Source organism: Tritonibacter litoralis (genome assembly GCF_009496005.1).
In the GTDB taxonomy this organism is placed as follows: domain Bacteria; phylum Pseudomonadota; class Alphaproteobacteria; order Rhodobacterales; family Rhodobacteraceae; genus Epibacterium; species Epibacterium litoralis.
Window position 1 is genome coordinate 23,063 of the sequence record NZ_WIBF01000004.1, and the last position, 13,285, is coordinate 36,347.

10 protein-coding genes are annotated in these 13,285 nt (G+C 57.4%); 8 read left to right on the top strand and 2 right to left on the bottom strand.

The window, feature by feature from the left end; genetic code table 11:
* Positions 1 to 77: 77 nt before the first annotated feature.
* Together GFB49_RS08065 and GFB49_RS08070 are read right to left on the bottom strand one after the other, a co-directional pair.
* A complete protein-coding gene (locus tag GFB49_RS08065) occupies positions 78 to 929 on the bottom strand; it encodes a sulfotransferase domain-containing protein (protein ID WP_194269290.1) in 852 nt (283 codons plus the stop codon).
* 62 nt (positions 930 to 991) lie between these two features.
* Complete coding sequence (locus GFB49_RS08070; RefSeq protein WP_194269291.1) at positions 992 to 2,998, bottom strand: family 16 glycosylhydrolase; 2,007 nt, start codon at positions 2,996 to 2,998, stop codon at positions 992 to 994.
* Positions 2,999 to 3,176: 178 nt separating this feature from the next.
* On the opposite strand from GFB49_RS08070, the gene GFB49_RS08075 reads away from it, so the two are divergent.
* The 8 genes from GFB49_RS08075 to GFB49_RS08110 all read left to right on the top strand — a co-directional run bounded on the left by GFB49_RS08075 (position 3,177) and on the right by GFB49_RS08110 (position 13,188).
* Positions 3,177 to 4,529: a lipopolysaccharide biosynthesis protein gene (locus tag GFB49_RS08075; protein ID WP_194269292.1), complete on the top strand. Its 1,353-nt coding sequence runs from the start codon at positions 3,177 to 3,179 to the stop codon at positions 4,527 to 4,529.
* A gap of 234 nt (positions 4,530 to 4,763) precedes the next feature.
* A complete protein-coding gene (locus GFB49_RS08080) occupies positions 4,764 to 7,040 on the top strand; it encodes an AAA family ATPase (protein ID WP_153215357.1) in 2,277 nt (758 codons plus the stop codon).
* Positions 7,041 to 7,096: 56 nt separating this feature from the next.
* Complete coding sequence (locus tag GFB49_RS08085) at positions 7,097 to 8,152, top strand: acyltransferase family protein (protein ID WP_153215358.1); 1,056 nt, start codon at positions 7,097 to 7,099, stop codon at positions 8,150 to 8,152.
* Positions 8,139 to 9,347 (top strand): glycosyltransferase, encoded by a 1,209-nt coding sequence (locus GFB49_RS08090; protein WP_153215359.1) that lies wholly within the window; start codon positions 8,139 to 8,141, stop codon positions 9,345 to 9,347. The genes GFB49_RS08085 and GFB49_RS08090 overlap by 14 nt, the downstream gene beginning before the upstream one ends.
* A complete protein-coding gene (locus tag GFB49_RS08095) occupies positions 9,344 to 10,366 on the top strand; it encodes a glycosyltransferase family 2 protein (RefSeq protein ID WP_153215360.1) in 1,023 nt (340 codons plus the stop codon). The genes GFB49_RS08090 and GFB49_RS08095 overlap by 4 nt, the downstream gene beginning before the upstream one ends.
* Positions 10,363 to 11,289, top strand: coding sequence for a glycosyltransferase family 2 protein (locus GFB49_RS08100; RefSeq protein WP_153215361.1), 927 nt, complete (start codon positions 10,363 to 10,365; stop codon positions 11,287 to 11,289). Before GFB49_RS08095 ends, GFB49_RS08100 begins: the two co-directional genes overlap by 4 nt.
* Entirely contained in the window at positions 11,286 to 12,320 is a 1,035-nt protein-coding gene (locus GFB49_RS08105) for an acyltransferase family protein (protein WP_153215362.1), read from the top strand. The genes GFB49_RS08100 and GFB49_RS08105 overlap by 4 nt, the downstream gene beginning before the upstream one ends.
* Positions 12,321 to 12,345: 25 nt before the next feature.
* Positions 12,346 to 13,188, top strand: a complete 843-nt coding sequence (locus GFB49_RS08110; protein ID WP_153215363.1) for a sulfotransferase family protein — start codon at positions 12,346 to 12,348, stop codon at positions 13,186 to 13,188.
* Positions 13,189 to 13,285: the final 97 nt, after the last annotated feature.

Genomic DNA, 13,285 nt, shown 5'->3' on the forward strand with positions numbered 1-13,285 from the left:
CAGAACAAAAAAGCTTGCCCGATCTAGTTCGGGCAGGCTTTTTTCATGTCCAGGAATTCACGCCCAGGGCGCAGCACTTAGGATGCGAAACGCTCCCATGGCGGGGTCCGGTCGATCAGTTTTGCCAGTTCAGCTACATCATCGGCATAAAAATCGGTCAGCGCCGCCTCGGTATCGGCGGTCATTGGGGCCACCACATCGCGGACCGGCTCGCGGTTGGCATCACGCAGCTGCTTTACACCTGGGGCGCCTTTGACGGTTTCAATCAATCGGCCCATGCCGTTTTGACGCGCAAAATTCCCAATTTTCCACAGGGTCTCACCCACGGCCGCATTGCGGTAGCGCACGCTTTCATTGGCGCGCAGGTCCAGAAAATCCTCCAACTGCGGTAACCCCAAAGCCTGGGTGACCCGCAACGCCGATGCTTCGCGGTCCACGTGGATTTCCTCCTGGAACCACAGGTGGATCTGCTCGGTCGGGAAATGGTCGTACCACCGCGCCAGATGATGCGCATAACGCCCCTGATCTTTGTAGAGCGGATTGTTCGCCATCGCGGTTTCAAACACCAGATTGTCGCCCGAGATATGTTCCTTGCGGACCTCGTGCAGGTGATTGGAAAACGCCCGTTTGACCGGATCGCGTAGCGTGACAAAGACCTGCATGTCCGGGTTATAGGCCGCCGCGCGCGCTGCCGCGTCTGGATGAATGAAGTAAGAGGGTGAGATATCACCGCGATGGGTGGCTTCGGGGGCGTCGTGGAAATTGCGTTCGTACCATTCATATCCGCGGTCGAAATAATAGCTGAAAAAATCCACCTCTTTGATATCGCTGACTTTGACGGCCGCACATTGCTGTAGCACGCCATATAGCCAAGTAGAGGCACATTTCTGTGCGCCGATCCCGATGAAGGTTGCTTGAAAATCTCGCATATCTTGTTCCATTCGGTGTTGTTTCGGTCAAAAGGCGTCCAACGAAGCGGAGAGGAGCTTCGTCAACCGCCGTTTAAAATCTGTTCAACGTCCCGCAAAGGCAGGCCTTCGATCAGCAAGCTGTGGTTGGCTGAAAATTGGATCAGCGTCCCGTTGGGAACCGTCTTGAGCTGCCACGCGGTCCGGGTGGCCAAAAGATCCGGCGCCAAGGTCAGGCGATGCCCGTCATGAAAACCGCGCAGCTGGTCGTGACCGCCCCGCGCGTTGATCTTGATCGCGCAATTGCGGCTGTCCGGGTGGATGACAAACAGGTCATCCCCGGCCTTGCCCTCCAGAATGACAAAATTCGCAGCGGCTTCCAGACGCGCCCCCCGGTTTGACGCCCGCAAGGTCGCCTTGGGCTTTTGCTGAATGCCGACTTCGATGGGTTCCGGCACGGTGTAATTCGTGCGCGCCCACAAGGTGTCCACACCGCCGTTTTTAGGTTCAGCAATGATGCTGCGCCCATGGGCTACCACAAACCGATCCTCCAATTCGCTGCCGGTCATGCGCACAGGCTTGGCGCGATCGTTTAACCAGGCCCCCGGTTGATCGGGCGTCAGCGCGCCGTCGCCGTCCTGATCCAGTTGCGGACGATTGAGCCTCCCGGCTTCGGCGCGCCAGATGTCACGGGCCACGGGCCATTTGACCTCGAACTGTTTGGCGCGGAAATCCCCCACGCGGGCATCGCGGAAAATGATCGTATGCGGCCAGGCCGGATCTGCTCCGGTTGGCAGCCAGACGTCATCGCCAACCTGGGTAAGCCGTGCCAAAGCGTCCTTGGCGGTTGAGAACGGATACCCTTCAAGGACCAAGCGGTCGTTGCGGTCAAAACCAGAGATGATTTTATGCTCTTTGCCGCGGGTCAACAGAATACGATCCGCTCCGCCGCTGAGATGGATAATGTCAAAACCGGCACCGGGTGCGATCACATCAGCGCCTTTGGTGTCATGGATCACACTGCCATTTGCATCAAAACTTGTATCACCGGATTTGAGGTCCAAAACCAACTCGGGCTCAAAAGCCCGCACGGTGATGCTGCGAATACGATATGCGTTCTCGGGGTCCAGCACCGCATCCAACGCATCTTCACGCGGAGACCAGAAACCACCGCGCGCGGTAAACTGGTCATTGGCAATCACAAACATCGGTTCATGCACATCGTCGGGTGTCGGGGTGCGATAGACTTCGACCAGACTGTCGCGGTCCTTGCCAAAGTAGAAAATCACATGTTCCGGCGTCCAAAGGGCGGCATAGGTGTGAAAATCGTCATAGATATTGCTGCCATATTCCCCATTGGCATCAAAGGTGCGTTTGAAGTTATAAACTGTGTTCTTACCGCGAACCTTTGATTTTGGGATGATCTCCTCGGGCGTGCGACCAAAGGGGTTGGTGATCTCTACCTCATGAACGGGCGCGCGGTTGCGATCTAAGCGGTCGAAATAGACGGCGGTGTTGACCGCATTATCCCTTTTGGTGGGGACATTGATCCCGGCCCCAAAGGCCTCCATCACATCGATCTCTGGTGGCCAGCCGATGCCTGCAAAGGTCATCCAAAACGCAGGCCAACGCCCTTTGCCGCGGGGGATGCGGGCCTCGACTTCGAAATAGCCATAGGCCTGTGACCACGTGTGGGCGGTTGTAATCTCGCCCGTCGCAAAACGGATCTTGTCCGCGCGCCTGCCTTGTCCTGTCTGAGCCATATATTCGCGCACCGGCCCCAAAGCGGCATCGGGCAAGCGGGCGCTGCGCAACAGCAAGCCATCGGGCGTGACCTCATGCAGTTTGGGCAGATGCTGGTCTACTGCTGCGCCAAGAACCCCATAGTCCAGAAACACAGTTTGAGCCGCGTTGGTCATCAACTGACCCCGGCGGGGCAATGTCGACCAAAGACCGCTGGTCCCGTCATAGCGGTTCAGCCCGTCTTCAAAACGCTCCTCGAGGATTGGAATCGTGCGGTCCCAATTGGGTGCCGCCATTGCCGGGGGCGCAGCAAACAGCGCCAAATATAAGAAAAACCGAATAAACACAGTGCACCCTTTATGCCCTTTTGATGTCGAGAATGGTCGGTTTTTTGCTCAAAAACCTATGCCCGACCCGGGAACGCTTCTTTGCGATAAGAATCCCATTCAAACCACTAGCATTGGCTCTGCCGCTCTGTCATTAGACGGGTGCGCGCTGAGTGTAATAATCGGATTGGGTTTGACGATGCAGGCGAAAAACCGCGCGACCGGGACCGGCGGGTCGTTGTTTAAGTCACTTTTTAAAAAGGCCGTTTCTCTCTTGGGCGCACGGGTTGCGGGCAATGTTTTGACACTTGCCTATACGTTGATCCTGTCCAGGCTGGCGACACCGGCCGAGTTCGGCCTGGTGATGTCAGGGTTCTCCTGGGCGATGCTGTTGTCCATTGGGTTTGCGCTCAATGTCGAATCAGGATCGATCAGATTCCTTGTCAAATATCGTGAAAATGAACAAACCGCGCTGGCCGCCGGTTTTGTTCGCTTCAACAGGATAATCATAACCGCCGTCTCGGTGGTTCTGGCCGTGGGTTTGGTGACCGTTGTGGGGGCCGGGCTGGTCGATTGGACGGCCCAATGGTTCCAGATTTTCATCCTGGCCTCTGTTGCCGCGCCAATTGTGGCTCTGACCCGTGTGTATGCGCGCCATGCCACTGCCTTGGGGCAGGTGCTGCGTGGCGGTGTGCCCATTATGTTTGCCCGTCCGGCTGTCATTTTTGTCCTGGTCGGCGTGGTCTGGCTTTTGGGCATTCAAGCCACGGCCGTGCAGCTCTTGGCGCTGATCCTGGTTGGGTTTGTCGCCACGGCGCTGCTGCAGTACTGGCTGCTGCGCGACACGTTTTCCTTCCTCAAAGGTGCGGAACGGGATTTTTCAGATCGGCTCAAATGGATTGAAACGGGTGTGATGATGGCACCGTTGCTGGTGATCCGGGACAATCTGAAACATGTGATCGTCGCAAGCGCAGGTCTGGCTCTGGCGGCCGAAGATGTAGGCCTGGTGGCCTTGGGCCTCTCGATCATGAGTTTGCTCTATTTTGCGGTAAAAGCAGTTGATATTTCACTGTCTCCGCAGCTGTCGAGCGCATGCCAAAACGACAACAAACCCCGAGTTGCTCAGCTGATCAAGGTGGCCGCAAAACTGAAACTGGCTGTTGTCACCGCGGGAATTTTGATGCTCGCCGCCGCTGGGACCTGGCTCTTGGGACTGTTTGGCAGCGACTATACTGCGGCCTGGGCGCCGATGATGGCGGTTTTGTTGATCCCGGCGGCGGATGCCATTTGGGGACCTGCTCAGATTGTGCTGAACGTCAGTGGTCAACAGCGCAAGATTTTCGCCGTCGCGGGGCTCAGCACCGCAGTTCTGGTGGGGGCGACGGCGGTTGGGGGCTGGCTGGCGGGTGCCGTCGGCGCTGCAGCCGGTGCCGGGCTTGCCTATATGATGCAACAGGGGATTTTGTGTTTGATTGCAAACCGGGCGGTGGGTGTTCAGACCTCGATCCTGGGTCTGTTGCGCCCAGGCCCGTCCAATGCGCAAAATGCATGAGCCGTTCGCAAGATGTTTGAACAAGCAACAACGCGCTTAATTTCCAGCGCACAGAGGCGGTCCGCCGATAATTTTGCGGTTAACAGTTTGGCTAATGCGGGGCAATGAGATAAAAAATGCATGTTGCGATACGTTAACTTATCCGCCGTTGCAGTGTTGTAGCAAACCTGTCCTATGGCGGATGTGCTTTGGTGCAATATCGGATTTTAAATATTAACTTGGTGGAGAGCCATTGTGCGCCTTGAAGTAACAGAGCGTGACCGTTTCTTGCCCGAAGTAAAACTTGGAGATGTTATTCGGGACATCTGGCAAAAAATCCGTCGCCGGTGGCATTTGTTGGCCATCGCAGTCTGTGTGACGGCGCTTGCATCTATTTATTACGTGGCGACCGCGACGCCCCAGTACACGGCGAACGGATCCTTGTTGATCGACCCGCGGTACGGGCAGAACCCGGACCAGACAAGCCAGCTGATGCCGGGGCTTTTGATGTCGGATGCGCTCACCGTTGACAGTGAATTGCGCGTAATGGCCTCTCGCGAGCTGACCAAACGTGTGGTGCAGGTTCTGGAAATCGAACCCAAGCCTGCAAGTGACCCGTCTTTGCTGCAACGGGTCAAATCCATGGTAACGGGCGGCAGCGATACGTCAGAAGAAACCGACGCGGCGCCGTCCGCGCTGTCAGAGGACGCGGCGGAGCAACGCCGTCTTGAGGTGTTGCGCAAATCCTTTGTGCGTGGGCTCAAGATCCAGCGCTCTGGCGATAGTTTTGTGATCGATATTGCCTATACCTCGCCGAATATCGAATTTTCAGCGAAGGCAGTGAATACGATCATTCAGGAATATCTGTCGCTGTCGCGCGAAGAACATGTGACCAAGGTGGAGCGCAACCTGGATTGGCTGTCGGGTCGTATCAATGAGCTGCGCCAGAATATGCGCAATGCCCAAACTGCCGTGGCCGAGTTCCGCCAGACCAACAATCTGTTGGTGCCCGAAGGCTCTGCCTTGCCCTCCGAAGTCGCGTTGACCTCGGCGATCAATCAACTGGTTGACCTGCGCAGTGAATCCTTGGCTTTGGATGTGCAGATCCAACAGCTGGAAGAAGGCATCCGTTCTGGCAACCCAGATGTGGTTCAGGTCGCGCCGGAAGACCGCACCAATACGCTTGACCAGCTCGAAGAAAGCTATGACGCGCTGCAGCAACAGGTTCTGGAAGCCTTGGTCAGCCGCAGCGAAACCTCTCCTGTGGTGCAAAATCTGCGCAATCAAATGGCGCAAATTCAAGATCTGATTATTGCAGAATACGGCCAGATCCTGGAACGGCTGCGCTCACAAAGTGCGGCGTTTCAACGGCAGGTCCAAGCGACCGAGATGGTCAAGGATGAGCTTGAGGCAGAGCTGGGTACAGACGCCCAGAAGACCGTGGAACTGCGCGGGCTTGAGCTGGAAGCGGATGCTACGCGGGAGCAATATGAGCACCTCCTGGCGCAATATAACAGCGCCTCTCAGCTGGTGAGCTTTGACGCCACCTCTGCACGGGTGATTGCCTGGGCGGTTCCGCCGGACACCAAATCCGCCCCCAAGTCGAAACAGACAGTGATCCTGGCAGTATTTGCCGGCGTCGTGATGGCCATTGCGTTGATTGTCCTCTTGGAGGCTTTGGACGACACCTTCCGCATGCATTCCGATATTTCGCGCGAACTGGGGCTCACCTTCCTTGGTATTTCGCCGGTCTTTGGCTCGGATAAAAAATCACGCCTGCGGGCTTCGGGCTGGCAACCGCTGAGCCTGCGCGGCGCGCCGTGGGCCAAATTGGGTAAAAACGGCCAATGGCTGGATTTTGCCGCGTCCAACCCGGTGTCTTATTTCGCCGAGACGATGCGTTCGATCCATGTGAATATGACAATGGGCCGCGACCAACGCCCGAACGAGGGGCGCGGATATGTGGTTGGCATCACGTCTTCTGTTAAAGAAGAAGGCAAAACCAGCACCGCAATCAACTATGCTACTTTTCTGGCCAGCCAGGGTAAGAAAACGGTTCTGGTGGATCTCGACATCATCGCCCGGGGTACATCTCGTGCGCTGAAGCCGACCTTGAACCCGGAAAATGGCCTGCGCAAAGTTCTGGAGGATCCGACCACGGTTGTGCCAACGTTGCAGCCGGTGACCAATACACCGAACCTGACGGTTGTTGGCAATTTTGAGGATCTGGCCAACGTGGGCCCGCAGCATTCTTATGCAATTGCCCATGCGCTAGTCACCCTGTCGCAACAGTTCGACTATGTGGTGGTTGATCTGCCGCCGGTCCATGGCGTGGCAGAAACGCAGTTCCTGGGCAAAATTTGCGATGGTTTGGTGTTTGTCATCCGTTGGGGCCATACACGCCGGCCACAGGTCGCATCGGCGCTCAAACAGCTGGAAGGCGCGCGCAGCAAATTTGTGGGTGCGATCTTCTCGCAGGTGCGGGTGAAATCTTATGAAAACCACAATGGGCACGACACTTACACCTATTGATCTGGTTTTGCCTGCTGCGGCAGGCGGTTAATGATGATTTGAGGGTACAGCAGCGCATGCAGCGACTTTATTCCATCCAATATCTGCGCGCTTTGGCGGCTTTGTCGGTGGTGGCGCTGCATGCCAGCAATCGCGTCACTGATCTGTTGCCCGCCGGAGTGGTTGACGCGCTCCACCTGGGCCACGCAGGCGTTGATCTGTTCTTTGTGATCAGCGGCTTTATCATGTGGTACATCGGGCGCGAGACGTCGCAGTCGCCCATCCAGTTCTTTGCCCGCCGGTTTCTGCGGGTTGCGCCGCTCTATTGGATGGCCAGCCTGTCTTGGGCGGCCTTTGCCATTGCCGCCGGTTTTACCTGGATGACACTGGATCCGGTAAAAGTGGCGCAATCTCTTTTGTTCATTCCACATTTCAGCGCAACCTTCCCGGATCATGTTTGGCCGGTATTGGTGCCGGGCTGGACCTTGAACTATGAGATGTTCTTTTACCTGCTCTTTGCGCTTAGCCTCGGTTTGCCCAAAGGGGTTCGACTGCCCGGAATGTGTTTGGCCTTGTTGATCCTGGTCGCCGCCGGGCTGGTTCTTGCACCCGAAGGGGCCGTGGCCAAAACCTACACCAGCCCGCTGTTGTTGGAGTTTTGTTCCGGCTGTCTGGTGGCAGAACTCTGGCGCCGCCGTCCTGGTGGTCTGTTGCGCAATGCGGCGATTTTGGTCGCTGGCATCTTGGGCTTTATCTTGCTTGGCCCCCACGTGGATGAGGCAGAACCGCTCAGCCGGGTGCTTGGCTTTGGCCTGCCGGCGGCGCTTGTGCTGATGGGCACCATTGGGCTCAGCCCGGTGATCCCACATTGGCCGCTGTTGGAGCGGCTGGGGGACGCAAGCTTTGCCATTTACCTGTTCCACATTCTCGTCCTCAGCGCGGTGACGCAGGTCTGGGTGAAACTGCCCGCAATCCATTCGCCGCTGACGGCGGCTGTGTTCATTGTCGCCTTCCTCTGTGTCATCAGCGCCGTAGGGCTTTGGTTGTTCCGATACGTTGAACAACCTCTGCACCGCAGCCTGATGGCGGCCATCTCACCAGTCTCTAAAGGGGGCGCTTATGCCAAACGATAACCCCAACCCACCGGTTGCGGCGCCGCGCAATATCGTGGTGTTTGGCTTTGACGTAGCCGAAATCTCACAAATCCGCCGGATCCGCGCCATGAGCGCGCTGGGTCATCACGTTCACAGTTTCACCATGCGGCGGGACAATATGAACCAGGATTTCCAGCCGGAATGGCCCAACACGCATCTCTATATGACAGAGAATGAGAACCTGCCGAAACGCGCGGCTGTTGTGTTGAAATCCATCGTCAAGATGATCGGCCACCGTGCAAAAATCAAAGAGGCCGATGCGATCTTTGCGCGCAATCTGGATATGCTGGCCATCGCCTGGGCCGCGCGCGTTCTGGCGGGCGCGCAATCAACGCCATTGGTCTATGAATGCCTTGATATCAACGGGTCGCTGTGTCGACCTGGCAAGAAAGGCGATCTGATGCGCGCGGCCGAACGGTTCTTGTTGCGTCGGATCCAGATGTTGGTGGTGTCATCACCCGGTTTTATCCGCGAATTCTTTGCCCCGACCCAAGGGTACACGGGCCCCACCGCGCTGTGGGAAAACAAACTGGCCGCAGGCAGCCGCCTGCCGGAGCGCCCACAGACCCGCGCGCCCATATCCCAAGATCGCAGGATCCGTATCGGTTGGGTGGGCACAATCCGCTGTGAGGCCAGCCTCAAAATCCTGATGGGCGTCGCAGCCCAATTGCGCGACCGGGTGGAAATTGTGATCCATGGGATTGTCCACCATCATGCCATCGATGGTTTTGATGATCAGATCGCCGCCCATGACAATATCCATTACAGCGGTGGCTATGCCTATCCAGACGATTTGGCGCGGATCTACCAGGACTGCGATGTGGTCTGGGCGCAGGATCTGTGGCAGCGCGGAAACAATTCTGACTGGCTTTTGCCGAACCGGATCTACGAAGCCAGCTGGGCCGGTTGTCCCAGCATCGCTGTGGCCGCGACCGAAACCGGCCGCCGGATCGAGGAAGACGGGCTGGGCTGGGTTGTGGCAGAGCCCACAGCAGAGGCTTTGACAGCGTTGATCACCAGCCTGACCGCAGATCAGATCACCGCCAAAGGACAAGAGCTGCTGGACCGGCCCGACACGGATTTTGTCCAATCTCTCGCGGAGATCCAGACCGTGATCGACGCCGTTTCCCAAGCCTCCCCTGTTTCCGCACTTAAGGAGCCCGTGGCCCCATGACCGCGCCTGAACGTGACCTGCAAAATAATCCGGCGGTGGATGCCTCAAGTATTCTCGTTGCCATCCCAACCCTCAATGAAGAGGCGCATATCGCCGCAACGCTTACCGCGATACTTGGCGATAATCCTGAGATGAAAACGGTGAAAATCGTGGTGGCAGATGGCGGCAGCACCGACCGGACCTGCGCCATCGTTCAGGACATGGCCCAGACGCACCCCAATATCCACCTGATCAACAACCCCGACAAAATCCAGGCGGCGGCCATCAACAAGATCGTCGCAGACTGTGCCGAGCCGCATCACACGATCATGGTGCGGGTGGATGCCCATGCGCATTACCCGGCCGATTACGTGCTGAAAGTGGCCCAAAGCCTGGTTGCACACGCGGCTTCGGGGCTGGCAACGGTGATGGATTCGGTTGGGACCACCTGTTTTCAAAAAGGCTCGGCCTGGGCGATGGAGACCAAGATCGGTTCGGGTGGCTCCGGGCATCGCGGCGGCACCACCTCGGGCTATGTGGATCACGGCCATCACGCGGGTTTTGATCTGGCGATGTATCGCAAGGTTGGCGGCTATGACACCAGCTTTGTGGCGAATGAAGACGCCGAGCTGGACCACCGGATCAATCAGGCGGGCGGGCGGATCTGGCTCGATGCGACCATCCGCATGGATTATGTGATGCGAGGCTCGCTGGGCAAACTGTCCAAACAATACTGGCGCTATGGCAAAGGGCGCGCGCAAAACATCCTGCGCCACAAGATGAAGCCGCGCCCGCGCCAGATGATCCCACCTGTGATCTTGGTGGTCAATCTGCTGTCCCTCCTGCTAGCACCGCTCTTGCCTGTGTTCCTGCTGTTGCCATTGGCCTATGTGGGGCTGCTGGCTGCAACATCCGCTGCGCTGGTGGCCAAACACAAAAGCCTTTGTGCGCTTTGGGCAGGGCCTGCGCTTTTGGCCATGCACCAGGCTTGGGGCGCTGGGTTCCTGTCGCATATGATCGGCCACAGGGGGCAGTCATGAGCATTGATATCTGCATCTGCACGTTCCGCCGTGACCATATCGCCAAGACGATCTTGTCCATTGACGCAGCCCAGATGCCGACCGGCCACGATGTGCGCATTATTGTCACCGACAATGACGACACCCCCAGCGCGCAACATCTTGTCCAAGAGACGGCCAAGTCCATGCAAATCCCGGTGCTGTACCAACATGTGCCTGGCCGAAACATCTCAATCGCGCGCAATGCAGGGCTTGAGACGGCCACCGCAGAATGGGTCGCGTTCCTGGATGATGATGAGCTGGTCACGCCCGATTGGTTGGTGAACCTCTTTTCCCGCCAGCAGGCGACCGGCGCGGATGCCATCTTTGGCCACAGCCGCGCGGATTATGACGACACTGCGCCCGATTGGATTGTCCAAGGGGATTTCCACTCTCAATTTGCAGTCATGCGCGGTGGCGAAGTTGAAACCGGTCATACCTGCAACGCGCTGGTGCGCTGGTCTGACACGCCGTGGCAGATGGTGCGCTTTGATCTGGCGCGCGGAAAGTCGGGCGGAGAGGATACCGAATTCTTCTTTCGGATGCGGGCCTTGGGCGCGCAGTTTGCGATTGCCGACGACTCGATTGTTCACGAAGAGGTGCCGGAAAACCGGCTCACCCTTCAATGGCTGCTGCGGCGCCGGTTTCGGATCGGCCAAAGCTATTCCGCACATGCGACCTCTGTGCCGGCCCGTGTCAAACTGTTTGCGCTGGCGTCCGTCAAGTCTGCCTATTCGTTCCTGCGCGCGCTGGCGGCCTGGCCCAAAGCGGATCGCAAAGCGTTCTGGCTGATGCGTGGCACCATGCACGCAGGTGTCTGCGCCGGATGTATCGGCATGCGCCAACGCGCACTTTATGGCGGTAGCACGTCGCAAACGACGGTCAAGCAGGAGGAAGCGCTGTGAAGCTGGATGGACTTCAATGCGGGCGCGCTGTTGCCGCCCTGATGGTGGCAATTTTTCACGCCAATCTGTTCCTGCTGCCTGCCAAATTCTATGACGGGCAGGGCGCGGGGGCGATCTTTAACTTTGGATATGCAGGGGTAGAGTTCTTCTTTGTGCTGTCGGGCTTCATCATGATGTATGTCCACGACAAGGATTTTGGGCAACCCGCCCAAACCGTGACCTTCCTGAAAAAGCGGATCATCCGTATCTACCCGATCTACTGGGTGGTTTTGACGGGGCTGATCTTGCTGTATTTTGCGTCACCCGGCAGTGGTCCGGAAAATGCCCGCGATGGCCAGTCGATCCTGGCGTCCTATCTCCTGGTGCCGCTGCCGGGCGAGGATCCGATCCTGCGGGTGGCCTGGACGCTGCAGCATGAGATGTTGTTTTATCTCATCTTCTCGGTCCTCCTTCTGAATATTCGTCTGGGGATCGCGCTCTGCGCCTTGTGGGGGCTGGGTTGTGTCTATGCGTTGCTCACGGGGGGCTTGCAAAGCTTCCCGCTTGATATGGTGTTCAAATCGCATAACTTGTTGTTTGTCTTTGGTATTGTGGCTGCAAAAATTCTGCCCAAGGTCACACGTACCACGGCGGTTCTGTGTTTCTGGATTGGCGTCGCCACCTTCCTGGGGCAGGGCATGTTGGAAACACTTGCCCATCTGACCTTGCCCAAAAATGCGATCCCGCTGGGGTACGGGCTGTCGGCAACCCTGGTGATCCTGGGCCTTGCCAAAGGCGAACTGCCTGCGCCGCGCTGGCTGACCTACCTTGGGGATGCGTCATACTCGATCTATCTGGTGCACATGCCGACCATGGCCATTGCCGCTGTTCTTCTGCGCAAATTGGGCGTGCATGGAATGCTGCCGCCGCTGGCGATGCTGGTGCTCATCACGGGCATCATCACCGTGGCGGGTGTGATTCTACATGCCTTTGTCGAAAAACCTTTGATGAACGCGTTCAAGCGGAAACAAGCGGCGCGTGTTGCAACGTGACGCGTTTAGCTGTGAGACCTGTGAAATGACCGACTCTTCTTTGACCCTGCCGCATTTTATCATCATCGGTGCCATGAAATCTGGCACGACAACGCTGTACCGCTATTTGGACCTGCACCCCGATGTGGACATGTCGCGGGACAAAGAGACCGATTTCTTTGTCGCTGAAAAGACCTGGAAAAACGGGCTGGATTGGTACTGCGCGCAGTTCACAGGCGAAGACAAGGTGCGCGGTGAGGCCAGCCCAAACTATACCAAACTGCGCGACTTTGCAGGCGTGCCAGAGCGGATGGCGCAGCACGTGCCGGATGCCAAGCTGATCTATATCGTGCGGGATCCGGTGAAACGGGCGGTCTCCCAGTTTAAACACTCTTTCATTCTGGGGACATTGGACGCGGATCCGGCAACGTTTCATGGAACCCATGAATACAACCATATCATGGATGCCAGCCATTATGCCCGCCAGCTGGAGGCGTATTATGAACACTTCCCCAAAGAGGCGGTGCTGGTTCTGGACTTTGACGATCTGATCACCGACCCCCAAGGGGTGATGAACCGGGTCTTTGACCACATTGGCGTGGACCATCTGGAAATCACCAATTCGGGCGCGCAAAACGACAGCAACGAGCTGTCGAAAATTCCCGCTCCGATCCTGCGATTTGTGCAATCTCCGCTGGGCAAGCAACTGGCATCACTGGTGTCACGTGAAACACGGGACAAGGTGCGTGGCGCTTTGGCACGTGGCAAACAACGCACGCCGCCCAGCTTTCCGGACACATTGGTAGAGGCTATGGCCGCAGATCTCCAAGAGGATGTGAGCCGCTTTCGCGCGCTGACAGGCATGGCGTTTGCGGGCTGGAAGCTGTGATGGGCAGTTCAAAACCGCTGATGCATCAAGGCTGACACACGAAAGCTGACACATTTTAGCCGACACTGCCAAAAAGAGCGCCGCGATCCGGCGCTCT

Excerpts from the sequence above, each read along its gene's own strand:
- GFB49_RS08090 (WP_153215359.1), top strand. The coding sequence starts at position 8,139 with ATGCCAAACGATAACCCCAACCCACCGGTTGCGGCGCCGCGCAATATC.
- GFB49_RS08100 (WP_153215361.1), top strand. The coding sequence starts at position 10,363 with ATGAGCATTGATATCTGCATCTGCACGTTCCGCCGTGACCATATCGCC.
- GFB49_RS08085 (WP_153215358.1), top strand. The coding sequence starts at position 7,097 with ATGCAGCGACTTTATTCCATCCAATATCTGCGCGCTTTGGCGGCTTTG.
- GFB49_RS08065 (WP_194269290.1), bottom strand. The coding sequence starts at position 929 with ATGCGAGATTTTCAAGCAACCTTCATCGGGATCGGCGCACAGAAATGT.
- GFB49_RS08095 (WP_153215360.1), top strand. The coding sequence starts at position 9,344 with ATGACCGCGCCTGAACGTGACCTGCAAAATAATCCGGCGGTGGATGCC.
- GFB49_RS08075 (WP_194269292.1), top strand. The coding sequence starts at position 3,177 with ATGCAGGCGAAAAACCGCGCGACCGGGACCGGCGGGTCGTTGTTTAAG.
- GFB49_RS08110 (WP_153215363.1), top strand. The coding sequence starts at position 12,346 with ATGACCGACTCTTCTTTGACCCTGCCGCATTTTATCATCATCGGTGCC.